This is a genomic window from Cyclobacterium sp. L-R, assembly GCF_056859355.1.
The window spans coordinates 89,622-114,829 of sequence record NZ_JBSXOH010000084.1 but is presented as its reverse complement, the minus strand read 5'-3'; the positions used below and the strand labels follow the sequence as shown (position 1 = coordinate 114,829).

The 25,208-nt window shown below is 36.6% G+C and carries 9 protein-coding genes and 1 CRISPR repeat array; of the genes, 2 read left to right on the top strand and 7 right to left on the bottom strand.

Annotation, left to right across the window (positions count from 1 at the left end):
* Window positions 1-22: 22 nt before the first annotated feature.
* Both AC13EX_RS16300 and AC13EX_RS16295 read right to left on the bottom strand, forming a co-directional pair.
* Window positions 23-2,683, bottom strand: coding sequence for a DUF5686 and carboxypeptidase regulatory-like domain-containing protein (locus tag AC13EX_RS16300; protein WP_482893492.1), 2,661 nt, complete (start codon window positions 2,681-2,683; stop codon window positions 23-25).
* A gap of 186 nt (window positions 2,684-2,869) precedes the next feature.
* Window positions 2,870-4,423: a sulfatase family protein gene (locus tag AC13EX_RS16295; RefSeq protein WP_482893491.1), complete on the bottom strand. Its 1,554-nt coding sequence runs from the start codon at window positions 4,421-4,423 to the stop codon at window positions 2,870-2,872.
* A gap of 721 nt (window positions 4,424-5,144) precedes the next feature.
* Here AC13EX_RS16295 and AC13EX_RS16290 point away from each other — a divergent pair.
* Window positions 5,145-14,168: an amino acid adenylation domain-containing protein gene (locus AC13EX_RS16290; RefSeq protein ID WP_482893490.1), complete on the top strand. Its 9,024-nt coding sequence runs from the start codon at window positions 5,145-5,147 to the stop codon at window positions 14,166-14,168.
* A gap of 79 nt (window positions 14,169-14,247) precedes the next feature.
* A CRISPR array of direct repeats spans window positions 14,248-15,889; the repeat unit is 46 nt; unit sequence GTTGTGAATTGCTTTCAAATTGGTATCTTCATATGATAATCACAGC.
* Between the two features lie 122 nt (window positions 15,890-16,011).
* Here the strand turns inward: AC13EX_RS16290 and cas2 are convergent.
* The 4 genes from cas2 to cas9 all read right to left on the bottom strand — a co-directional run bounded on the left by cas2 (window position 16,012) and on the right by cas9 (window position 21,978).
* A complete protein-coding gene (gene cas2 / locus AC13EX_RS16285) occupies window positions 16,012-16,359 on the bottom strand; it encodes a CRISPR-associated endonuclease Cas2 (protein ID WP_482893489.1) in 348 nt (115 codons plus the stop codon).
* Window positions 16,352-17,248, bottom strand: a complete 897-nt coding sequence (cas1, locus tag AC13EX_RS16280; RefSeq protein ID WP_482893488.1) for a type II CRISPR-associated endonuclease Cas1 — start codon at window positions 17,246-17,248, stop codon at window positions 16,352-16,354. The genes cas2 and cas1 overlap by 8 nt, the downstream gene beginning before the upstream one ends.
* Before the next feature lie 63 nt (window positions 17,249-17,311).
* Window positions 17,312-17,911, bottom strand: a complete 600-nt coding sequence (locus AC13EX_RS16275; RefSeq protein ID WP_482893487.1) for a transposase — start codon at window positions 17,909-17,911, stop codon at window positions 17,312-17,314.
* A gap of 2 nt (window positions 17,912-17,913) precedes the next feature.
* Window positions 17,914-21,978, bottom strand: a complete 4,065-nt coding sequence (cas9, locus tag AC13EX_RS16270; protein ID WP_482893486.1) for a type II CRISPR RNA-guided endonuclease Cas9 — start codon at window positions 21,976-21,978, stop codon at window positions 17,914-17,916.
* A 422-nt stretch (window positions 21,979-22,400) separates the two neighbouring features.
* Between cas9 and AC13EX_RS16265 the strand changes: the two genes are divergently transcribed.
* The gene (locus tag AC13EX_RS16265; RefSeq protein ID WP_482893485.1) at window positions 22,401-23,651 is read left to right on the top strand and encodes an endo-1,4-beta-xylanase; all 1,251 of its coding nucleotides are present in this window, start codon (window positions 22,401-22,403) and stop codon (window positions 23,649-23,651) included.
* 9 nt (window positions 23,652-23,660) lie between these two features.
* Here the strand turns inward: AC13EX_RS16265 and AC13EX_RS16260 are convergent, their stop codons facing one another.
* The gene (locus AC13EX_RS16260) at window positions 23,661-25,202 is read right to left on the bottom strand and encodes a sulfatase family protein (RefSeq protein WP_482893484.1); all 1,542 of its coding nucleotides are present in this window, start codon (window positions 25,200-25,202) and stop codon (window positions 23,661-23,663) included.
* Window positions 25,203-25,208: the final 6 nt, after the last annotated feature.

The following is a 25,208-nucleotide window of genomic DNA, read 5'->3' as shown; positions in this document are numbered from 1 at the left end:
TACAAAAGTAAGTGAAAAGGATTTACTCATCTATATTTATAGAAATAAAGGTAGCGATTCCAAACCGAAAGCCTCCTGAACCGTAAGTCTTGTTCTCAAAGCCAGCACCCATTTCTAACCTAAACACCCTAAATAGGTTATCCAGGGAATAGCCCAGCTCCCAATAGTGGGGGGAACTTTCCGTTTTTAAATAGTTAAAAAAAATGTTTTCCCTTATTCCTGAAAATCTTAATCCCGGCAATTGAGTAAAGAGAAACTTTCTAAACTGATAATGGAACAGGCCTCCTAAATAAGCATCAGTGGTACTAAAAGCATAATAATCTAAAAATCTGTAATTACTAGCTGCCCCCATATTGCTAAAGACTGTTCTGTTCCCTCCAAAATGCTTGTAATCCATAAAGTAGGCCTTCTCCCCATTGATAAAGGTACCCGCATTTATATTGAACGCTAATTTCCCACTTACACCAAAAGGAATAGCATGCTTTATTCCCAATTCAATGTGCTTGAATTCGGCAACCTCCGAATTCTTGAAATTAATGGGTAGGGCTTGCTTGTATTTCATCAAAATCAAAGGGGTAGAATTCAGCAAAGGGATCTTACGCCCATTTCTGACCTGATACTTTAAACCAGGCCTCCAATCAATATTCAAGTCTGCTATCAATGCATCATTCCCTATAAAGGAGTTTGCCTGACCCAAATTTAAATTCGGCTGATTGTCAGTGTAATCTTTTTTATCCCTATTGAAAAAGCTGTAATCACTGTGGTTAGACAATGGGCTGCGTTGCTCTAAACTAAAGCTAGTCCTATAGGTAAACTTGTCTCCCATCCTATGCGCCCAAAAGAGCTTTGAAAACGATTTTTCATACACCTTCATGTAATTATCCCTAAGAAAAAGTGAATAGAAGGCATTTACCTGTTCACTTATAGGTTGGTCGGCATTGTATTGATAAATGTATTTTCCAGCATCTATTCCCCAACTGTGGCCTTCCCTCCCTTTGGTGACAGACCTACGGAAATTTAAAGTTATATATGCTTTTTCACTGGCAAATCCATACCTGAATTCTGGTCTGAAATTCCAGGATTTCACTTCATTGGTAACACTATCAGCTAGTTTGGTTACTTTCTCTTTCCGATAGAAGCCCGAAAAACCCACCTTAAAACCCTCTACAGTATTGAAGGACATTTTTGTCCAATTGGTATAAAAGCCCGCAGACCTGCCCTTACCAAAATTATACCTTCCCCCTGTTAGGAAATCAAAAGCTTTGAACTTCCTTTTGGCTTTTTGGGCAATGCTATCCACTTCACTATTTTTGGCAATATCTACCAAGGCCAAACTATCGTCTCGGATATAGCCAAGAACTTCCTTATCGGTCAAAGGCGTTGGTCGAATACTGTCCCAGTAAACGCTGTTTCTTTTGGTAGCTAAAGAGTCGATGCTGTGTGACCTAATGGAAATAATGTCTTTGTCTTCTCTTATTTTTGCTTCTTCTTTTTCATAAGCCGCAATCAATTTTCGGTATTGCTTCCTACTAAGCTGATCTGCCTCCTCCAACTGTTCAATTGGCGATTCATTAGAGGATATTTTATTAATTTCTTCAGGAATTTGAGTGATTTTTTCATCAACTATTTCTGTTTCAAATACCAGATCTGGATTAAGTTTCAAGTCATAATCTCTTGTAGACGCCAGGTATTGAAACTCTCCAGCGAAACCGAAAAATTTCCCTCCAAAATTATAGGTATGTGTTATTGGCATCCATACTTTCTCCATAACGGGTGCGTATTGTTGCCTCACTCTAATATCGAAACCCATAAGGGAGGTTTTAAGATCTAAACTATGGATGGCCCACAAATCCTCAATAATATAAATGTATCCATCAAATACTTTCTCTCCTTTTGACCGGGGGATCACTCTTATTTTATTGACAAGCACCTCATTTTCTAGAAAGGTCCCCTCCAAGCGAAACTTGTAGTAGGCAAAAGCTGATCTTGCCAATGGAGAGATAATTTCATTCACTTTATCATCATAAAAACTGGCACCTATATAGGGCGCTGGTGAAGTTTGGTTATTGTCTCCACTAGAACGTATACTGATTACAGTTTCCTTAATCTCATTTGGTTGTTTGAATTCAATCTTAGACACTGCCTCTGAGGTGTAGGCCTCATTTAGACCTATACCTTCTTCAGCCAATTTCTTTTTAAGAAAAAAAGGGGCATCAGTAAGTTCTCCTGTGCCTTTGATGTAAACCATCATGCTGTAAGCTTCCACCTGAAGCTTGTGATACTTGGCTTTGGCAATTGCTTTACGTATAACCGTCAGGGCAGGATCCTCAGCTCCTTCCCTAACCTCAACCTCGCTTAGCCCATAAGTTTGCATCTCCAAACTTACATTGACTTCCACCCAATCATCTTTAACCTCAACTGTCTTCAATTGAGAAGTATAGCCTAAATATTGAACAATAATATCGTAATGTCCATTTGGAAGTTTCCACTCAAAATAGCCATTTTGATTGGTAGGTATTCCATCATTTAGATTTCTAGCAAATACGGTAGCGAAAGCAAGGGCTTGCCCATCTACTGTAGATACAGTTCCTTTTATGCCTTGAGCATTTAGCTGCGTTCCAGCCAAGGAAAATACAAACAGCAGTAATCCTATCCAAAAAGTACTTATTGATGTCTTTTCCATTAATACCCATAATTGCTTACCGAAATGGCCTTTTTCACAACAAACCTAAAACAAGAAAGAATTTGAAAATGGAAACCATAAGCCAGTAAAAGCCTTTAATATAACCAACACCAATCTATAAAATTAACTCTAGTAATTAGAACTTGGATAAAATGGTTAACAACAATTAACTGTGATGAGGATTATCTATTCCTGATCGAAAGCCCACTTTACTTGGTCCCATATTTCAGGCCCATCATTGCTAAGTTTTGGACCTTGGGTACTTCTGCCATTTTTGATTAGGCTGATCATTTCATTTTTCAATGACAAAGCAAGCTCAGGATAATCAGATATTAAGTTTGATTGTTCTGATGGATCTTTAGAAAGGTCAAAGAGCTGCATCTCTGGTAAACCAGCAAGTTCTTTGGCAGATCTTGGAGCAGTCCATCCACCAGATCCTGGCCAGGCAATTAGTTTCCATTTGTCTTTTCTGATGGCAAACCTACCATCTATCGAATGGTGAATTACAGAAGGTCTTACCTCCGCCTGCATGGCACCGTTAAGTACTTTCAAAAAACTAAAACTATCCTCCCCGGCATTTTCCGGCATTTTCTGACCTAATATATCTGCAACGGTAGCCATAAAATCTGTAGTACAGATAATTTGCTCCGAGGTTTGTGCTCCCGATATTCTTTCTGGCCATTGGACTATAAATGGCACTCTATGTCCTCCTTCATAAATGTCTGCCTTATGTCCTCTGAAACCTTGACTAGGATCATGACCAACTCTAGCCAGTTCTGCGAAATTAGCTTTAGGAGAACAGCCATTGTCTGAAGTAAAAATCAATAAGGTATTGTCTAAAACACCTTGCTTTTCCAGTTCAGCAACAATTTTTCCTACCACATCATCAACTTGCAGGACAAAGTCTCCATACATATTTGTATTGCTTTTACCCATAAACTCGGTCGTTGGTAATATGGGGGTATGCGGAGCTGGAAGTGGGAAATAAAGGAAAAAGGGTTTTTCTTTATTGGAATTTTCCCCAATAAAATCAACTGCCTTATCAGTCAGGTGAGATAAAACTTTAACATGTTCAAAATCAGGTGCTGTAGGGCCTTCTCTCCAGAAACCTTTATCATCCACGTTTACTGTTATTTTATCAGGCAATGCCGTAACCCTATCATTTTCAATGTATACGTAGGGTGGAATATCCAGAGAACTACTAAATCCATAAGCATAAGTAAAGCCTACCTGATTGGGGCCATTTTTAATGGGTTGGGAATAATCCACTTCTAAAATGGTATTCAGGTTATCTATGTTTTCATAATTTTGCTTAAAAGCCCAATCCCATCCCAGGTGCCACTTTCCAATAAATCCGGTATAGTAGCCGGTCTTTTGCAAAAGCTTACCTACAGTAAATCGATCATTGCTAATCAATGGGGCTGAATAACCTCCTAAAACGCCATTTTTAAGCGTAGATCTCCAATTGTACCTACCTGTCAAGATTCCATATCGAGTAGGCGTACAGACAGAAGAGCTGGTATGTGCATCTGTAAACTTCATCCCATTTTCTGCCATTTTATCAAGATGAATGGTTTTAATTTTGCCATCAGGATTGTAGCAGGAAGCATCACCTATCCCCATATCATCGGCCAAAATATACACGATATTTGGAGTTTCGTTTTGCTGTGCAAAACCGAAATTAATTTGAAAAAGCAAAATGCATATTGAGAGAATTAGTGTTTCTATGTTGTGGTTCATTGTTAATTATTTTAGCGAAATAAACTGTCAATTATTACTTGAATAATAGGTATTATAATCCGTATTGGGGTAAAATTTCATTTTAGTAATGAAAATCTATAAAGATAAGCATTAAACTAAAATTCAAATAATTTCGACAAAGGAATCATGTGATTCTACCAAATAAGCAAATCGAGCCCAATACCACTCAAGCAATTTATCTAAAATTGCTTGAGATTTTAATATTTACCTAAGTAATAAATAAACTTTTTGAGGAGTAAGAATAAATACTCGCCCTAAAAAATAGCAGTAAATTTCCATGGAAAGTAAATCCAGAATACATTAATTCATAGAAAACCATAAGTAAAATTGAGCCATTGAATCCATATGAGACCGATACCTTTTACTATAATTCTTTCTAGCTTAATTAATATTTTATAATTTAATCCAAACATATATAATAACACGGATATTATAACAAATTAAAATAAGTATGGCGAAAACATATTGGTAGCAAATAAGTTAAAGCAAAAAACTGAAAAAATACATTTTTAATTTCAATGATAAATTGGAATATTTTAATTATTGTTGTCTTTAGATTAATTTGTCACTTTTGGGAGCTATCTCAATTCCAGAATACATTAATTTATAAAATTAACAGATCGTATGAAAATTTGAATTATTATCCTCAAACCCTACAGGCAGTATAAAAGTATTCATTTATGATCAATCCACTCGTAATATGGGAAACGTAGTCAACAGTAATTCCAAATTAACCAAAAACATAATCCAGCAAAATTCCAAAATAAAATCAAATCATACTTCCTACCTGGTTTCCTCAGTTGATTATCCTAGGGACAAAACTATAATTTCGCAACTGAACGAGGTAACTCGAAAATATCCTGAAAGAATAGGCTTTGTTTTCGAAAGTGAATCGTTGACATTTCAGGAACTAAATAAGCAGGCGAATGAATTGGCTTCCTTTCTAATTAATAAAGGAATTTCTACGGGAAGCCTAGTGCCATTTTGCATGGAGAAATCCTTGGAAATGTTGGTAACGATATTTGGTATTTTAAAATCCGGAGCAGCTTATGTGCCTATAGATCCTAATTTTCCCATAGATCGAATTCAATATATTCTTGAAGACATCAAAGCATCAGTATTGTTGGTCAATAGTGATTTAGACGAAAGTTTAACTGTATCTGAAGAAATCGAGCTAATGAACTTCTCCTCCATACCGAAGGATCAGGTTTCAGAGCCAACAATAACATTTCAACCTAGTCCTGAAAACCTTGCTTATGTAATTTATACTTCTGGCTCTACGGGCAATCCTAAAGGAGTAATGGTGCCTCATAAAGGCTTAATGGATCATTGTTTTGGATTGATAGAAAGTGCCAAGCTTAAAGATTGTGAATCCTACGCTATCACAGCTCCTATCGTATTTGATGCTGGACATTCCCTTATCCACACTTCTATAATTCAAGCTGCTACTTTCCATTTTATATCAGATACAGTACTATTAGATAGCGAGAGATTTACAGCTTACCTGACAAACCAAAAAATTGATTGCCTAAAAATTGTACCTTCATTATGGTTGAGTCATACTGAAGGAGGTTTTATCCCTGTTCCAGAGAAAAAGTTAATTTTTGGTGGAGAAAATTTCCCACTTTCCATACTAGCATTTCTAAATAAAATTGATTTTAAAGGGGATGTTTTCAATCATTATGGCCCTACTGAAGCTTCCATAGGCAAATGTATACACCAATTAGACTTAAGTCGTAAATACAATCAAGTACCAATTGGCAAACCATTTTCCAATTCATTCATCCTTATTCTGAACAGCAAACTCGAAATGGTAACTGAAGATGAGGTAGGAGAAATATATATAGGTGGAGAAGGCATTGCCAGGGGGTACCTCAATTTACCAATGGCAACCGCCAAAAGCTTCATCCCTGATTTTATCTCAGGGCTAAATGGTGGTGTTTTATACCGCACAGGAGATTTGGGCAAAACATCTGAAGATGGAAACATCCTATATCATGGTAGAATTGATGATCAGATAAAAATTAATGGATACCGCATCGAACCTGGTGAAATTGAAACTTGCATCTATCAGTTTGAAAGCATCAAGCAAGTCACGGTTGTAGCCAAAAGCCCCAAGTCGGACAAAAGCTATTTGGTTGCTTACTATGTACTTGAAAGGAGCACTTTAGAGGATAATATAAAAGAAAAACTTAAATCAAAGCTTCCTGCCTACATGATCCCGAAATACTGGGTGAATATGGAGACAATGCCTTTAACCAGCAATGGTAAAATTGATAAGCAATCTTTACCTGATCCCGAGTGGAAAGCAACTATCAGCTCCACAACTAGTTTTCCTAAGACAGAAACGGAAAAGTGTCTATTAGCAATATGGCGAAAGGTTTTGGGTTGGAAACAGATTGGTACAGATGATAATTTTTTTGAATTAGGCGGAGATTCATTGCTTGCTATCCGATCTATTTCTGCTATTAAGCAGGAATTAGGCAAACGACTTTTGGTTAAAGATTTCTTTGACTCACCAACCATTTCTAGTCTAAGCCAAAAAATAGATAAAACGGATATCGACTTACAAGTTTTGGCAGCTACAGAAAATGCTGGTAGCCCCCCACTTTCCTTCAATCAGGAAGCTATGTGGATCATTCATAATTCAAGAGGAAGCCTTCAATACCATTTACCTATGGTATTCTCTATCAATGGTGAGTTGGATGTGAAGTCTCTTAAGGCAGCATTTAAAGAAATCGTCAAACGTCATTTACCTTTACAGACAATTTTTACAGCGACGGATGAGGGCTTGGTGCAAGAACAGCTTGGGTCAGACTCTTGGTTTTTACAGGAATTTATTACACCTCTAACTGAAAATGAGGTTTTTCGGGACTGGCCTTTCAAATCTATGATTGCGCAGCCTTTCGATCTTTCCTCAGATTATATGATTAGGGCTGCTATATTCCAAATAGAGCCACAAAAACACATTTTGGGTATTGTTGTTCATCATATTGCATGGGACGGATGGTCCACTGCCCTGTTTAAAAATAACCTTTCCAATCTGTACAATCTTATTAAGAATGGAAAGCCTGTTCCAAAACAAGCAAATGCTTTAGCCTATACAGATTTTTCATTGCACCAGAGAAGCCTTCTAAAAGGTGATTTTTTAAATAATTCACTTCAATATTGGAATAAAAAACTAACCGGAGTCCTACCGAGTCAACTTAGAACCGATTCTTCAAGAACTTCAGAAGTAACTTCATCTGGTTCCTCTCAGGAATTTATTATCGATAAGGAGACCCATTCAAAATTAAAAAGTCTAGCGAAAAAACACAATGCAACGCTTTTTATGGTATTACTAGCCGGATTTAAAGCCTTGCTAAAAAGACATAGTAATCAAGAAGACATCTGTGTTGGTATTCCAATGGCTGGAAGAGAGCATGAGGGGATGGAAGATTTAATTGGTTTTTTCGTCAACACCTTACCTATCAGAACATTGGTGGACGGAAATTCGGATTTCAATGATTTACTTAAAAATGTCAAAAACAACACATTAGAAGCTTTAGAGCATGGCCATGTACCATTTGGTGAAATTGTAAAATTATCAGACGATTTCAGATTTTCTGATCGAAATCCTGTTTTTCAGGTGCTATTTGTCATGCAAAGCAATAGCGCAACTGAATTAAACTTTGATGATTTAGAAATCACACCATTAAAAGTCACAAAGCAGACCTCTGAATTTGAGCTAATACTAGAAGTTAAAGAGTCTGAAGAATTGCTAACAGGCCAATTTGAGTTCCAAACGGCAATATTTAATCCATCCACTATTGCCCTAATTTCTGATCACTATATAGAACTGCTCAAGTCAATAACCATTGATTCTCAGGACTCCATAGATGGAATAAACTTACTTAATGAGAAGGAAAAGGATTTTGTTTTAAATAAACACAACGATTTTGTCCTTCCAAAGGAATTATCTCATAGTACTTTTTTAAGTCTTTTCGAAGATCAGGTGAAGCTAGTTCCAAATAAAACTGCCATAGATTTTAATGGCGATAGTATTAGTTTTACCGACTTAGATTTAAAGAGCAACCTGCTTGCCAACCATTTAATTAATATAGGAGTAAAACGAGGCACCTATATTCCTATTTGTTTAGACAACTCTCCTCAAATGATCATTGGGATATTGGGAATTCTAAAGGCTGGTGCAGCCTATGTTCCTTTAAACCCGGATTTCCCAAAAGAAAGAATTCAATTTATTCTTGAAGACACCAAAGCTTCCTGGGTGATTACAGATGAGGAAACCGAAAACATTTTTCGGGAGAACTTTACTTCCATCTCTATTATATCACTTGATTCAAAGCTAAGCAGCATAAATAAGGGAAACCCTGAAAAACCTGCTTTACCTCTTTCTACCGAAGACCCAGCCTACCTAATTTATACATCTGGAACAACAGGCAGACCTAAAGGAGTGATCATTAGTCACAAGGGTTTATTTTTGTTTTTATTTTCACGAGAAAGGTATTATCCGGAAAGTTATCCTACTTTGCTATTAATGTCATTTACTTTTGACGGATCCATTCCAGCAATTTTTGGAACATTGGCTAGAGGTAATGCCTTAATATTAGGAAAGGCCAACCAACTCAAAGATACTAAGGAGCTGAAGAAATTAATAAGACTTACTGGAACAATCCATTGTGTACCTTCCTTTTATCATTTTTTACTAACCGAAAATTTAATTCCTACTGGGCAAATTAAAAGGGTGATTTTAGGTGGGGAAAAAATAGATTCCTCACTATTGGCCTTGCATTTCGAAAAGAATAAAGAGGCAAAATTATACAATGAATATGGCCCCACAGAAGCGACAGTATGGGTTACTGCGGCAGAATTGAAAACACCTAAGACACGAATTACAATAGGAAAACCCATTGCTCACATTAATATCTATATTTTAGATCATTTAGGAAAAGTATGTCCTGTAGGAATTCCTGGAGAGCTATTTATTTCAAGTGAAAGTTTGGCCAAAGGATACTTAAACCGCCCTGAATTGACCGCTTTAAATTTTGTTCCTGACCCCTTTTCAAATGTGAAAGACAGGAAAATGTACAAAACAGGAGACCAAGCAATTCTCCTTCAAGACGGGAATATTGAATTATTGGGCAGATTGGATAATCAGGTAAAGTTAAGGGGCTATAGAATCGAGTTAGAGGAAATAGAAAAGGTATTAAACACTTTAGATTTAGTCGACATATCCGTTGTTACCCTAAATGGTAAAACTCCCGAAAACCAGGTACTTGTTGGACATATAATCACAGTCAATAACTTAAAGTACTTATCAGAGGAACAAAAAACAGAAAAACTAATTGCTCACCTTTCTGATAATTTGCCTTCCTACATGATCCCTTCTCAATGGCATTTTATAAATTCAGTTCCCCTAACTACTAACGGTAAAATAAATAGAAAAAAACTTTCGCAAATTGATCTAAGCGCAAAATTCAACAAGGTTCTCACACAATCTAAAAACCCTACTGAAATACGGCTGCAAGGGATTTGGGAAGAATTATTGAATATTAAGCAGGTTGGGATTAATGATAACTTCTTTAAAATAGGTGGTCATTCCCTAATGGCTATAAGGTTAATAAATGCCATTAAAACTCATTTTAACTTTGAAATAAAGTTTACTGAAATATTTAAACAACCTACCATCCATCAGCAGGCCTTACTCATAGGTGGAATTTCTTCAACATTGCCAAGGCAGCAAAACATCGAAATCCCCATTAAACCTAAGGAATTTCCCCTTTCCTTTAATCAGGAAAGTTTGTGGTTGACTGACAAATTAGAAGGCTCTTTACATTATCATATTCCTTTGGTTTTGAAACTTACTGGAAAGCTTGACAGCCTTTCGATGGAGTCCACTTTACGTAAAATTCTCGACAGACATGAAATATTGCGGTCTGTTTACCAATATGATGGAGACCACATTTATCAGGTAGTGCGTGAAATTGAAAATTGGCAATTGGAAGTTAAGGACATTTCTACAGAAGTCTGGGATGAACAAACGCTTAGTAATTTTATACAATTGCAGATCAATCAACCATTTGATTTGAGACAAGACCTAATGTTCCGAGCCTTATTGATTCGTCAAAGTAATGAGGTAAGTATCCTTGCTTTGGCTTTCCACCACATTGCTTTTGATGGATGGTCAGTCGGAATATTAATGAATGAAATCGAATATTTTTATAGCCGGATTAAAAATAACAGCCCATTAGACAAGCAACCTTTACCCATCCAATATAGAAATTATGCCATTTGGCAAAGAAACCAATTTCAAAGCTATGGATTTGAGGAAAAAATAGCTTATTGGAAAAATAAACTTGCTGCATTACAGCCAATTTCATTAGCGCAATATAAAAATGTCATTGATGATCCTAATAGTGATTGCGATACGATATTCTTCCTTATCCCAGCCCACCACTCAAAACATTTAAAGGAACTAGCTAGTAAGTCAGAGACAACATTGTATATGGTTTTAATGGCCACTTTTAAAACTCTTCTGTACCAATTGACTCATCAAACGGACATTTGCGTAGGGACTGTGGTGGCAGATCGGAATTATCAGCATACAGACAAGTTACTAGGGTATTTTGTCAATACCTTACCGATTCGATCACAGCTCAATCCAATTGGTAATTTTAGTGACTTCTTAAATGAAGTAAAAGACAACTGCCTTGAAGCCTTTGAATTTCAGGAGGTACCTTTCGAGAAAATAGTAGTTGCAGCCCAACCTGAAAGAAAACTAGGAAGCAATCCCCTTTTTCAAGTAATGTTTTTACTTCAAAATTCTTTTGATAAAAATGGATGGAAAATTGACGATTTAATAATAGAACAACTTAAAACCAAACCACAAAGAGCAAAATTTGACCTTATGCTTACCAGCACTGAGGTTGAAAATGGTATCGAAGGTGTGATGGAATACAAAACATCTCTTTTTAATTCAGAGGAGGTAAATCAAATTATTGAAAAATACCTAGACTTACTGGAGACCATTTTTGCTCAACCTTCCCTGCCAATTGATGCTTATACTGAAGACAAGAAAGCCAAAATCAATAGTATCCAGGAGGAATTAAAACCTGATACCTACAATGAATTCAGACCTGTTCAGGAATTAATAGAATCTGCTGTTTATCAATACCCTGCAAAAACAGCAATAATTTCTAAAAATGAATCCTGCAGCTATAAAGTGCTAAATGAAACATCCAATCAATTGGCAGATCTTCTAATCCAAAAAGGCATAGGCCGGAATGATATAGTGGGCATAGTAATGGATCGTTCAATAGAGATGATCACATCTATTATGGCAGTATTAAAAGCAGGGGCAGCCTATCTCCCTGTAGATACTGATTTTCCTGATGAGCGGATCAGTTATATGCTCAAGGATGCAGCAAAGGTTCATATAACACATACCAAATACAAAGGGAAATTCAAGTCACAGTCAATAGAGATTCTGTGGGAGGAATTCAAAGCAAAGCAGGATAATTTCTCAAAAGAAAACCCATCTCCGAACAATGAAGCCAATGATGTGGCTTATATTATTTATACCTCCGGATCTACAGGAAAGCCAAAAGGAGTCATGCTAACCCATGGCAACTTGTATAACTTCCTTAAAACCGTTAGCCATAAACCCGGAATCACGGCCAAAAATAAATTTCTGGCCGTAAGCTCTGCATCTTTTGATATTGCCTTACTGGAGTTAATATTGCCTTTCGTACACGGGGCTCAAATCGTAATTCTCGATCAATTCGAGAGAAAAGATCCCCGACTTATTTCAGATTATTTAAGGCAAAAAAAGGCTGACATTATGTTTGCTACACCTACCCATTGGAAAATGCTTTTAGAAAGCGGATGGAATTCGCGAGTAGACAACCTGCAAATAATCAGCGGAGGTGAAGCGTTGAGCAAAGAATTGGCAAAGCAGCTATTGCCATTATGCCATAGCCTTTGGAACATTTATGGCCCTACAGAAACTACTGTTTTCTCTACCATAAAAAAGATCGAGGCAGATCAATCACTTATTACAATAGGCCGAGAGGTACTGAATACTAAAATATATCTTCTTGATGAAAACCAAAAACCTGTACAAAAAGGAAAGGAAGGAGAAATCTACATTTCCGGTAAGGGTGTAGCGAAGGGATACCTTAACCAACCGGAGTTAACCAATCAAAAATTCTCCACAGATCCATTTCAATCGCAATTAGGTATCTGTATGTATAAAACCGGTGACAGAGCAAAATTCCTACCCGACGGAGAAATCCAAATCCTTGGGAGAATTGACAATCAAATCAAATTGAGGGGTCATAGGATTGAACTTGAGGAAATTGAACAGGCCATAAATGAACTAGCCTCAGTCAAAGAAAGTGTAGTTTTATTTAGAAATACTTCTCGTAATGACAAAGGCTTGGTTGCCTATCTCCTCCTCAAGGAAAATTTGGAAGAAAGTGAAGTAACAGATAAAACCAAGGTAGTTTCAGCCAAGCAAGTCAAGGGCTGGAAAAAAGAATTGTCCCTTACACTTCCTGGCTATATGTTGCCCTATGATTATGTTATTGTAGACCATTTCCCCCATACTGCAAGTGGAAAGATTGACCGGCTTCGACTACCGGATCCCATAGCTATTGATCAGGATGTTATTTTGTCACCTGAAACTCTAGAAGAAAAGAAAATCGCTGCAATTTGGTCAGTTGCCCTGGGTTTAGATAAAATAGATATCACCGATAATTTCTTTGAGATTGGCGGACATTCACTGATTGCTGTGAAAGTAATGACCTTGATAGAAAAAGAGCTAGGAACCCGATTGCCACTTTCAATTCTCTTTAAATACCCCACAATTCAGAAATTAGGTAGTTTCTTGGAGAGCAAAGTAGAATTAAACAAAGAATGGAAATCTATTGTACCTATACAGCCTTCCGGATCGAGGCCACCAATCTACCTTGTGCATGGAGCAGGATTAAACGTAATGCCATTTCATTCACTGGCCAAATACCTGGACAAGATTCAACCACTATATGGCATCCAATCCAAAGGTATGAATGAAGAAAACACAAAGTATGAATCCATTGAAGAAATTGCCCGTAACTATATTGAAGAACTAAAGGAGAATAGCCCTAGTGGCGAAATCATTTTGGGAGGTTATTCCCTGGGAGGAATCATTGCATTCGAAATGGCCAAACAGTTAAAGAACTCCAGCATAACTGTTAAAAAACTCATTCTTTTTGACAGTTATGCTACTTTTATCAAAGATCCCCACAGTCCAAAAAACAAGCTTCTTGCTAAAATTCACCTTCAGCTTTATAAAAAATCCCATGATTTAAAATTACTGGTAACCCACCCCACTGTTCTAAGAGATATTAAATATAAGTCAATTAGCAAAAAACTAAATGTGTTATTTATTAAATTAAAGTTAAAAACTAAAAAAACAGAAAGTCCTATTCTCCAAAGAATTAACAAAATTAAAGCCTTGCATTTGGCTGCTTGTAAGAATTATACACCGGGATTTTACGAAGGGGAAATCACCCTATTTAGAGCCAAAATTCGAACTAATTATTTCTTCGAACCAGAATTTCTTGGATGGAAGGCCTTTTCCAGATCTATAAATATAATCGAAGTAGAAGGTACTCATACAGGTTTGTTTATAGAACCAAATGATAAAAAAATTGCCACAATTATTAAACAAGTGGTGGAATAAAGGAAATCATTGTGGGATGGGGTGATCGGTGATTAGATGACAGGGTGATGGGGTGATCCAAAATTCGTTATATCAATCAGTTGTGAATTGCTTTCATATTGGTATCTTCATAGGATAATCACAGCAAGGTAAGGCAATTGATATTGAATTGAAGAGTTGTGAATTGCTTTCAAATTGGTATCTTCATATGATAATCACAGCTCAAATCATCTCATACGGCCTCCGGCAAATGTTGTGAATTGCTTTCAAATTGGTATCTTCATATGATAATCACAGCTACAATTCATAGAAGCTTCGAAATCGCCATGTTGTGAATTGCTTTCAAATTGGTATCTTCATATGATAATCACAGCGACATTAGCCTCCATATAGATTTCATCCATGTTGTGAATTGCTTTCAAATTGGTATCTTCATATGATAATCACAGCGAAACGTAACATATTTTCAACTCCAATCGTGTTGTGAATTGCTTTCAAATTGGTATCTTCATATGATAATCACAGCAGTATTCTGGCAAAAACAAACATGATACGTGTTGTGAATTGCTTTCAAATTGGTATCTTCATATGATAATCACAGCTGCATGCAAAAGATGCTGTTACAGATTTAGGTTGTGAATTGCTTTCAAATTGGTATCTTCATATGATAATCACAGCATATAGAGGAAAAACAACTGGATGGTTTAGGTTGTGAATTGCTTTCAAATTGGTATCTTCATATGATAATCACAGCGAGACTACTGGGAAAGAAAGAGTGCCAGATGTTGTGAATTGCTTTCAAATTGGTATCTTCATATGATAATCACAGCTGATCCTGAAAATACATCTTTAGATAATCTGTTGTGAATTGCTTTCAAATTGGTATCTTCATATGATAATCACAGCTTACCATATTTAGTTTGATTGGTGTTTGCAGTTGTGAATTGCTTTCAAATTGGTATCTTCATATGATAATCACAGCTGGTACTGTTAGATTTAGATTAAGAGTAAAGTTGTGAATTGCTTTCAAATTGGTATCTTCATATGATAATCACAGGTGAGCTGGATTGGATAGATGGGGAGAATTTGTTGTGAATTGCTTTCAAATTGGTATCTTCATATGATAATCACAGCTATCTGAAATTATTTCGGAATCTATGTTATGTTGTGAATTGCTTTCAAATTGGTATCTTCATATGATAATCACAGCTTCAGTGTAATCATCATAACTCTTTCCTTTGTTGTGAATTGCTTTCAAATTGGTATCTTCATATGATAATCACAGCATACTTATTCTTATAACCAACCGCACCCGTGTTGTGAATTGCTTTCAAATTGGTATCTTCATATGATAATCACAGCCCCTTTCTACTGCTGACATCACTTCTCTGTGTTGTGAATTGCTTTCAAATTGGTATCTTCATATGATAATCACAGCTGGGTATTTGGAGATATACATGGGGCTATAGTTGTGAATTGCTTTCAAATTGGTATCTTCATATGATAATCACAGCATATATGGTGGGAATAATCTACAGGTATATGTTGTGAATTGCTTTCAAATTGGTATCTTCATATGATAATCACAGCGAAGAGATTTTTACACTAATTCACCAGCTAGTTGTGAATTGCTTTCAAATTGGTATCTTCATATGATAATCACAGCAATCACCATTATAGATAGCGTAACGTTCTGGTTGTGAATTGCTTTCAAATTGGTATCTTCATATGATAATCACAGCATACCCCACTTTAAGTGTCTGGTATGCTGTATTTTACATGACTATTTAGATTTAAAAAAGCAACCGGATTTTACCAAACAAAACCAAAGGACTTACAGCTTTTACCAACCTATAAAAATCCTTCAAAACAACTCCAACTGTTGCGGTGGAGCCTCCTTTTCCTGCGGCTTGGCCCCATAAAATAATTCCATCATACCAAACTGTTTGTCGGTAATGCACATAATCCCAACTTTCCCTTTGGGTGGAAGGTTTTTTTTCGTTCTTTTAATATGTACTACTGCATTTTCTCGACTGGCACAAAAACGCATATAAATGGAAAACTGAAACATGGAAAACCCATCGTCCAAAAGTTGCTTTCTGAATTTGGTGGCCACTTTTCGGTCCTTTCGGGTCTCAGTGGGCAAGTCAAAAAAAACTAAGACCCACAAACTGCGGTATTGATTAAGACGTGAGAAATAATTTTCATCCATATTCTGGGTAAATGATTTTACGACTAACGCCGGCAAAGCAATCATATAAGGAGGATGTAGTCCGAGAGGCAGCCACGAGCAAAGGACTTTTCTGTCCATCAATATTTACATCTAAGGCCGGAATACTAAGCAATTCCTTTTTTAATTCGGTAGTCAATACATCATATGCATCATAAGTTTCAACTATATGCGTTACCACCAAATCCACATAAGGCCGGTAAGGTTCCATGATATCGTCTGCCAAACAATAGGCATTGTATTTGTTCCGGTGCCAAATGCCCACTCCGGGTAACATACCTGAAGAAACCAAAGCCCTAGCAATAACTGCCCTAAGAATGGCATAACCATAATTCAACAGGTTATTGGGAGGAATACCGATTTGCCCTCGGTTAAATTCAGGTAATTCAAATAAGTACTGCCAGTAAATCGCTGCTGCCTGTGCCTCATGGTTACCAGTATCTCCGGATGCTACATTTTTATACAGGTACTTCATTCGTTTCGATTCCTTCCCTTTTTCCTTCAGTAAATCATACTGATTTTTAATCTTAGCCGCGACTGTCTGTTGCCAAAGGTTTTTCTTTAAGGGTTGGGAAGCGCTTAACTGAAATCGAACGCGCTCTGTTTGTTCGGAATGTCCCTGCATAGGCAATAACAATCCTTCCGGGAGGTGCTGGGCATTACAGGAAACAACAGCTACTTTCCGATCTGTTAGCTTGGACAAAAGCCCATTAGTAATGGTAATTTGCTGGTTTTCTAGAACAATCATCCCAATATCTTCTATGGCCACCATCCTGTCCGCCTTATCATCCTCAGGAAAGCTGATTTTCAGTTGTTCATTTTTGGTGCTGAGGTAAGCCGGGTTACCAAAAAATAAGGTACGCTTAATCATCTTTTCTTTATTTTGTTCAGGAAAAAAATCACTGACAATCTTTAAACATGTTTTCTTTAAGTCTTATTCTAAATTCTTATTTATCAACCATTCCTTTTTCATTTCCACCAGATTCAAAACATGGTCCCAACTGTCAAAGAAATTCAGATAGTAAGACCTTTCAAGATAAGATGCCATATCCGGACGTTCATAAGTCTTCCAACTGGACCATTTCCAATCTTTTGGATCTTTTACAAAGCCATGTTTTAAAGGATTGAGGTGAATATAGAGGAATGTTTCCTGCCATTGTCGTTCAGTTTGAATTGGCGTTCTTTTGAAATGTTCTATAAAAAGGCTACCTCTCCTCTCAAATCGTTTGTTAAAAGCTTTAGTGTACGAATTGAAAAAATCACTAAAGGCCTTGGTTGCAGGATTTCTGGAGGCATGGCCAATTTTGCTTTGTCCTTTCAGACCTGCCAGGTTTTGAAAACCTGGCAGGTCTTTACGTACAGCAACCAGAAAATGAAAATGATTAGGCATCAGACAGTAGGCATAAGTATTTACTACCTCTCCAAGATATCTGGCATATTGACGAAGGAAAAACCGATAGTTTTCCCCCTCCCGAAAAAGATTTTCGACTCCATTGGCATGATTGTAAATGTGGTACGTTTGCCCAGGTTCCATTGTTAATATTCTCCAACTTGAATTACCTTACCTAAATGATTTAAACGTACTTTAATAATTCCTTGAAAGAACTGTAGGCTTTTTAACTGTTTAAACCCCATATCCCTGAGGTCCTTTGAATCATTGAGAGTTGATTCTAAATGATGACGAAAGACATAATCTCTTACTGCAGAATTTCCATATACAACTTTCGAGAACTTTTGTACCCTAAACAGGTTTGGACTAATCAAATGGTTATTTCTATCATCAAGAAGATCAATCTCCGAAGGATCAAAATCTTCTGAAGGGAATACAAAGAATTCATTTTGTTTTAATGTAAACAAAAATTTCCACCCTTTAGAATGATTTTTATTAACAATAGGTAAACCTTGATTTTTCCGAACAACAGCTTCAAAAAATGATACCACCTCGTCTTGTAGGTTACCCTCGTTATCTTCATAAATGGCTACATGATGATTATTCCCGGTACTCACAAAGTCTACTGGTATTTCTTTCCCCTCCTTATCTATTATTGGTTGACCGAAATGATCTTTCTTGCTGTGAAGTGCCTCGGCATTACTAACACCAGAAATTTTCACCCTTCTGATAGCAATTCCTTTTTCTTTATTAAGCCAAATGGGGTTTTCATCTATATTTGAGAATGCTAATTTTGAATTACCACCAAATTCCTCCAAACGACTTTCTAAAACCCTTTTAATCTTCGAATCAATGACTTTTTCAACTTTAAGATCTGGGGCAACGTCTTTCCGGATGGTATAATTCTTATTCAAGGTGACGGTTTTAACTTTATCTGGCATTTTTATATTTCTTTCAAAATTCAAGTAAATAGGCATTTTATTTAAAGAATTTTTCCCTGTGAATGCCTTTTTAGGATCATTATTATTTTGAGCTAGTCTTTTTAGCAAGGCATCTCGCTCCTTTTTCTTAGCAACAGTTTTTATTTTCTGTTCGTCAAAAGCTCCTCCAACCTTTTCAAGCTTGGTGACATATGAATGTGACATTCCATATACAGTTTCTTTATGAAGTTGTCCCCTTGGAGTAGAGACAATCTGCTCATTGAATCCCTTCTGTTTTTTAGTCTTATTTTTATTAATCGTAACAACCTTATTCTTGGCTTTATAAGAAACCAAAATCTTAGAAAGATAATTTTTAGCTTCCGACCTTATGTTTTTAACTGGGGAAATAAAACGAAGTTTACCATTTTCCCTCTTTAGGTATTTACGTTCAATTCCAAAGATCTGGGAACCTTTTGCACCATCTATAGCTCTAGCATTGAGATTATTAAGATATTGAATATATGCAGGCTTGGTTAGCGAAACTGTTAGGGCATCCATGGCATGGTGCCGATGGTCATTTCGCTTGCTCCAATCTTTAATATTTTTTAATCTTTCACCATTCTTTCCTTCAACTGTATAAGTCAATCCAAGTTTATCGTACTTTTCCCAGTTTAACTCTTTTAAAATATCAACAAGTCCCCAATCCTCCCTAAGCCTATCAGTAATTATTCCTGTTGTAACTGTTACGTTTCTTACAACATCGAATAAAATTTCTTTGGCTTTTTTACTTATATACCTCGTTTCCTGAAGTTGTCTTGCAATAAAATCCTCCGGTATTTTATCATTAGCCATCAAGAGTTTTTGGATTTTGGCTTTACTTAATCTCCCTTGAAAGCCTTTAACCCTCTCCTGATATTGCTCAAATTCCTTAGGTGATAATTTATCCTGAAGAAAAGTAAAAGCGGTAGCATTCAACTTATCAATATTGAGCTGCCTTTCACAAATTGTTTTATTTGAAAAAGAATCATCAAAAAGCCTTGCTTTAGGAATAATATGCTCAATATCATATTCTTTGGTGAAAAGTTTACTTGCCTCTATAACCTTTCCTGTATAGATGGAAATTCCCCCCGTCTCTAACCATAGTTTGTATCGTATCAAATCATTTTTGGTAACTCTTACCAAACCAAATTCTTTCTTTAATATACTACGAAACTTATCATGATCTTTAGTTGCTGAAGCTATACGAGAGGTCATTTTTTTTCGTTGCTCTGCATTGGCTTTTAACTCACGAGCCATTTCTATTCTGATCTCATCTGGGCGCCCTAGATTGGGATCTTTAATTATAGCATTGACCACATTAACCATTTGATTGAGAATCTTTTCCACTACCGGATTACGAAGAGAGTTCTTCTTCAGCAATTCCAGTTCAGGTTTTAATTCCCTATTTTCGTTATCCTCTTTTGTCAATGACGAAGAATGGTTATAACCTGCATAAGTACATGCTTTATCATAAATTAAACCTGATTGAAGATGAGGTAAAATTTTCTTAATTGCCCTACTACTTAAGGAGGCATGGTCTTCTTGAAGGCTAATTCCTAACAAAAATTTGGTATGTTCTGGTTTGAATCCAAATTTTTTGATTAGACATTTTTTTAACTTTTCATCATCCTCAGCACTATACAATAAATGCCAAAATTGAATATATGGCTGTTTTTCATATTCTGTTCCTTCAATTTCATTACTTACTCGAAGCAATTGCGGCTCAATTCCAATTCTCAAGAAAGCTTCAGAAAACAGATCGAGTATATCATCAGCCTTCATCTTTGCTAAATCAATGGACTCTCCATCCTCTAGCTCTATAATTCTAGCAAATGCATCAAAAATAGCGTAATTGATTCGGTTTCCTTCAAGCTTTTGAAAATTAAGCTCCCACTCCTTCGGTTTTAGGTTCATCAACTTTAAAGCGTCGGAAACGGACATTTCTCTCTTAAAGGCCAATTGCTCAGCCAATAATATTTTATCTTCAAGAGCTAATTCGAGTTTTTCATTCAGGTTATCTTTTTTGGCTAAAAAAAGGTTATTTAAATTTTGCCAAATTCTATATTCTTGAAATACAGGATGTGACTTAGGAACTACCTTATGGTTGGGTTCAAATTCACAATTACTAATTAAATGCTTTTGAGACTTAAGTGGCCTTTGATAAAAAATAGAAATATCCCTAATGGTTTTCTTCAAATTGTCAGTAAGTTGAGAATGAAACCTGGACTGAACACTCCATAATCTTTCAAATTCATCAAGATAATCTTGACGATAAAACACTTGACCTTTTAACCTTGTGTGAGGATTTATTTTTATTTGCTCATATAGAAATTGACCTATAGTCAGATTTTTAAAATACAGCTCTTTACTTCTATCGCTAATTGCGCCCAGATAACCACTGGAATTGTTAATTTGAGAATTAATTTGCGAAAGAATTAAGGCAATCTCAGAAAGTTCAATTTGAGAGGTAACTGCTTTCGAACGTAATTGATATAATTGTAATTTTTTTTCGTCTCTTTTACCTTTACTTTCAACCAGTTGAATTCCATTCTTATTAAAAAATTGTTTAGTTGGAGTGGAAGGCTTTCCCATCCATTCTTCTATAAAAGATGAATTCAAGATTTCTGGATAAAACTCCCCTTGACACCCCACTATTATTTTAAACTCTTCCTGTAAGTCTGAAAGGTAAAAGTCTGGAATATTATTATTGCCGCTAATTAAAGCTTTATAAACCCATTGTCCAGGGGTTAATCCATTCTCATAAAGCTTCTTAGCAATTTCCATACTATCTATGACACTACCTTCATCTTCCACTGATTTTGCTTTTCGATTACTTTTGTAACCTCTCTTTTTATTAATTTGTAAAAGAACTTTTAAAAATTCATCTAACTCAATTCTTTCTTGTACTGCTTTTGCCCTAAGTTTCAATGTGGAAAATGTAGAAGAAGGGCCATCTTCAGCGTACAAAAAGTTAGAAGAAACCAAACCCTTTTTCTTAAAAACATCAAGTAATGCATATCTCCTTTGTTTAAACCGCTGAAGATTTCTTCTTGCTCCTCTTTTTAAAGTTCGATCTGAATTAATTGAAATTTTATTTCCTTTCGAAAAATCATTTTCTTCATCAGAAGTAATAGGAACAATTCTTACTCCCATATCTCTAATTTGACTCCCTATTATTTCTTTATCCGGCTCTTGAATAAATGCCCAACCTATGGAGGTAGTCCCTAAATCCAACCCCAAAATTTTTTTCATATTTATAAAAATTTAACTTCTAAAAGCTATATTGCATTACCAATTTGAAGCAATTCACAATAAGGATTATTCCGTTGTGAAAACATTTATAAGGGCCTCAGTAGATCTTTTCTACTGGGGTCGTTATTTTTTTGCCCATTGTATATACTTTATTTATAAAGATTAAAAATTTAGTATTAAATTTCAAATATTATATTAGTTATTAAAATAAATTCTGGTTATTCACTTCATTAACTGCATTAAATTCTATTTTTCATAGTAATAAAACAGTAGCTATTGTTTAAAATGAATTACCTCCAATATATGGATCTCCTGCAATTACTAAATATTAATCCTTCTAGGTGTTTCTAAATCAAATTTTTATATCAGTGAATAAATAATATATTTACTAATCAATTGCCAAAAGATAATTCTATCTCTCCATGCTTAAAATTCATTCTCTCCTTCCTATTTTGGGTATTTTGTTTTCTATAGCTTTACCCTGCTTCTCCCAATCGAACCCTACCGACCAAGCTATTGCCAAGCATAGAAAAGGCAAGCTGATTGTCAATGCCAAGCCGGGAACCAAGGTCTCCATCAAGCAACTTTCCCATGAATTTTGGTTTGGAGCAGCCATTGCCAATGGTCTGGGATCGGGGAACATGAACCCTGATGACCTAAGCCAATACAAAACCTATTTCCTGAAAAACTTTAACAGTGCCGTTACAGAAAATGCACTCAAGTGGGCCAATATGGAAAGGGAAAAAGGCAAAGTCAATCACTTAACAGTAGAAGGAATACTAAATTGGACAGATGAAAATGATATCCCTCTGAGGGGGCATAACTTATTCTGGGGCATAGAGAAATTTGTACAGCCTTGGATAATGGAATTGAGTGATGAAGAACTGGAGGCAACCATAAAAAATCGAGCCATTTCCATTGCCAGACGGTACAAAGGGCGCTTTGTAGAATACGATCTAAACAATGAAATGATCCATGGCAATTATTATGAAGATCGGCTGGGGCCGGACATAACCGCGAAAATGGCCAAATGGGTGCTTGAAGGGGATCCTGACGCTCAACTTTATCTCAACGATTACGATATCCTAACAGGAAACAGATTGGCAGACTATTTGGCCCAAATTAGAGCACTCTTAGCCCAAAATGTTCCTATTACTGGTATTGGCGTGCAGGGTCACTTGCATGGCAGTACTTTTGACAGAAAGGAGCTAAAACGCAGTCTTGACTCTTTGGCACAATTTGGTCTTCCTATTCGAATCACTGAATTCAATATGCCTGGCCAACGATCCAAATTACATAAAGACACGCAATTGGTTATGAGTCCTGAAGAAGAAAAACAAAATGCCATTGAATTGGTGGATTATTATAGCATTTGTTTTGCCCATCCGGCAGTGGAAGGTATCCTAATGTGGGGATTTTGGGAAGGAGCCAATTGGATACCTGCCTCTTCTTTATATACTCGCGACTGGCAGCCAAAACGGGCAGCTTATGCCTACCAAAAGTTGATATTTGAAACTTGGTGGACAGAAAAAACCGGCACTACCGATGCAGAAGGGAATTACTCTTTATCCGCTTTTTATGGCGATTACCAAATAACCGTTGATGGGAAAACGAGAATAATTTTACATAAAAAAAAGAATGGAGCAACCACCATTGATTGCTCCAATCCTTGATCCATTTATTTATTGATAATCCTTTCCGATCAAACTCTCTAAGACGGATTGTTGCCAATCATGTAAAGTATTTTCCATTTTCTCGGCAATTTCCGGGTGATCTGATAGTATGTTATTTTCCTCTGCCGGATCTGCATTGATATCAAAGAGTTCTTTTTCGGCTGCCTCACCAGTACTTCCATGGATCACCAATTTGTATTGATTACCCAATAAAGTCCGAGGACCGGAAAAATCCTCCTCTTGGATATCCGTTTGCTTAAAATTTTTAAAGTTTCTGGTAGGTATCCCATTCATCAACTTTACTAGAGGTGAGGTACCTTTTTGTAATTCCGGGTCTATATAATCGGCCAAACCTTCGCCATTGTTTCTTGGTCTACCATTCCAGAAGGCGATAGGCTCTGGTCTTTTATCCATTTTTCCTTCCAGCATAGGCAAGAGACTGATGCCATCAATGGGTCGGTCAGGAAGTGCTTGACCTGTAATTTCACAAAGGGTAGGAAATACATCACTGGAAACACCATGACCCTCGGTAATAAAAGGATTCTTTATTTTTTCAGGCCATTCCAAAACTGAAGGAACTCGCACCCCCCCTTCATATACCCGTCCTTTTTGACCTCTGAAAGGAACTGTTGCATTTCCCTCCTGAGGTGTTCCATTGTCGCCAAAGTACCATAGCAAGGTATTGTCTCGAATTCCCACCCCGTCAAGATAGGTTCTTAATTGCCCTATAGACCTATCCATGGCTGTGATTTCAGCGAATCGTTCCCTTAAGACTTCACGTTGCAGCCGTTCTACCGGTCCACCGGTTTCGTTGGAAGTCAGCCTAACCATCCGATTTCCGAAATCTTCCGGTAAATTATCATACAAGGCCAAGTCTTCGGGTTTTGCACTATAGGGCTCATGAGGAGAGCCATACCAGATCACAATAAAAAAGGGTTGATTTTTTTCTTTGGAACGTTCGATAAAATCGATGGCCTCTGCAATCAAAATTTCAGAACTCTCCCCTTCAAAAACAACCGGTTCGGCTCCATTTCTTGACAAATGAGGATTCATTTCAAAGAAATTATCGTGAGAAAGGTATTCATCAAACCCAAAATGCTTTGGATTGGTAGGTGAAGCTTCTTTGACAGGGCCCAGGTGCCATTTCCCCAAGTGAGAAGTAACATAACCTGCATTTTTCATGAGTTCTGCTATACTAATTTCTTCCGGACGTATAGAATACCCCGGGGTAAAAGTGCCATACCTATTGGGATGTCTCCCGGTAATGATACTACCCCTGGTAGGGGAGCAAACCGGAGATGCCGAATAAAATCGATCCATTCTTACACCGGATTTAGCCATTTCATCCAATACAGGCGTGTGGAGAAATGGATGTCCATTGTATCCGGTTTCATCCCAGCCATGGTCATCGCCAAGCAGAAGTACTACATTGGGTAGGCTTTCTTGAGTTTCAGCCTTTTCATTACATGAGGCAAAAAGCCCTAATGTAAGAACCAAAAGAAAGTAATGTTTCAAGTATTTAGAAGTCAGTTCATTCATTGGGTTTATCATTAATTA

What these genes read in the sequence shown, in the direction of transcription:
- AC13EX_RS16265 (WP_482893485.1), top strand. Translation starts at nt 22,401, where the DNA reads ATGCTTAAAATTCATTCTCTCCTTCCTATTTTGGGTATTTTGTTTTCT.
- cas2 (WP_482893489.1), bottom strand. Translation starts at nt 16,359, where the DNA reads ATGGATGAAAATTATTTCTCACGTCTTAATCAATACCGCAGTTTGTGG.
- AC13EX_RS16290 (WP_482893490.1), top strand. Translation starts at nt 5,145, where the DNA reads ATGGGAAACGTAGTCAACAGTAATTCCAAATTAACCAAAAACATAATC.
- AC13EX_RS16300 (WP_482893492.1), bottom strand. Translation starts at nt 2,683, where the DNA reads ATGGAAAAGACATCAATAAGTACTTTTTGGATAGGATTACTGCTGTTT.
- AC13EX_RS16260 (WP_482893484.1), bottom strand. Translation starts at nt 25,202, where the DNA reads ATGATAAACCCAATGAATGAACTGACTTCTAAATACTTGAAACATTAC.
- AC13EX_RS16295 (WP_482893491.1), bottom strand. Translation starts at nt 4,423, where the DNA reads ATGAACCACAACATAGAAACACTAATTCTCTCAATATGCATTTTGCTT.
- cas9 (WP_482893486.1), bottom strand. Translation starts at nt 21,978, where the DNA reads ATGAAAAAAATTTTGGGGTTGGATTTAGGGACTACCTCCATAGGTTGG.
- cas1 (WP_482893488.1), bottom strand. Translation starts at nt 17,248, where the DNA reads ATGATTAAGCGTACCTTATTTTTTGGTAACCCGGCTTACCTCAGCACC.
- AC13EX_RS16275 (WP_482893487.1), bottom strand. Translation starts at nt 17,911, where the DNA reads ATGGAACCTGGGCAAACGTACCACATTTACAATCATGCCAATGGAGTC.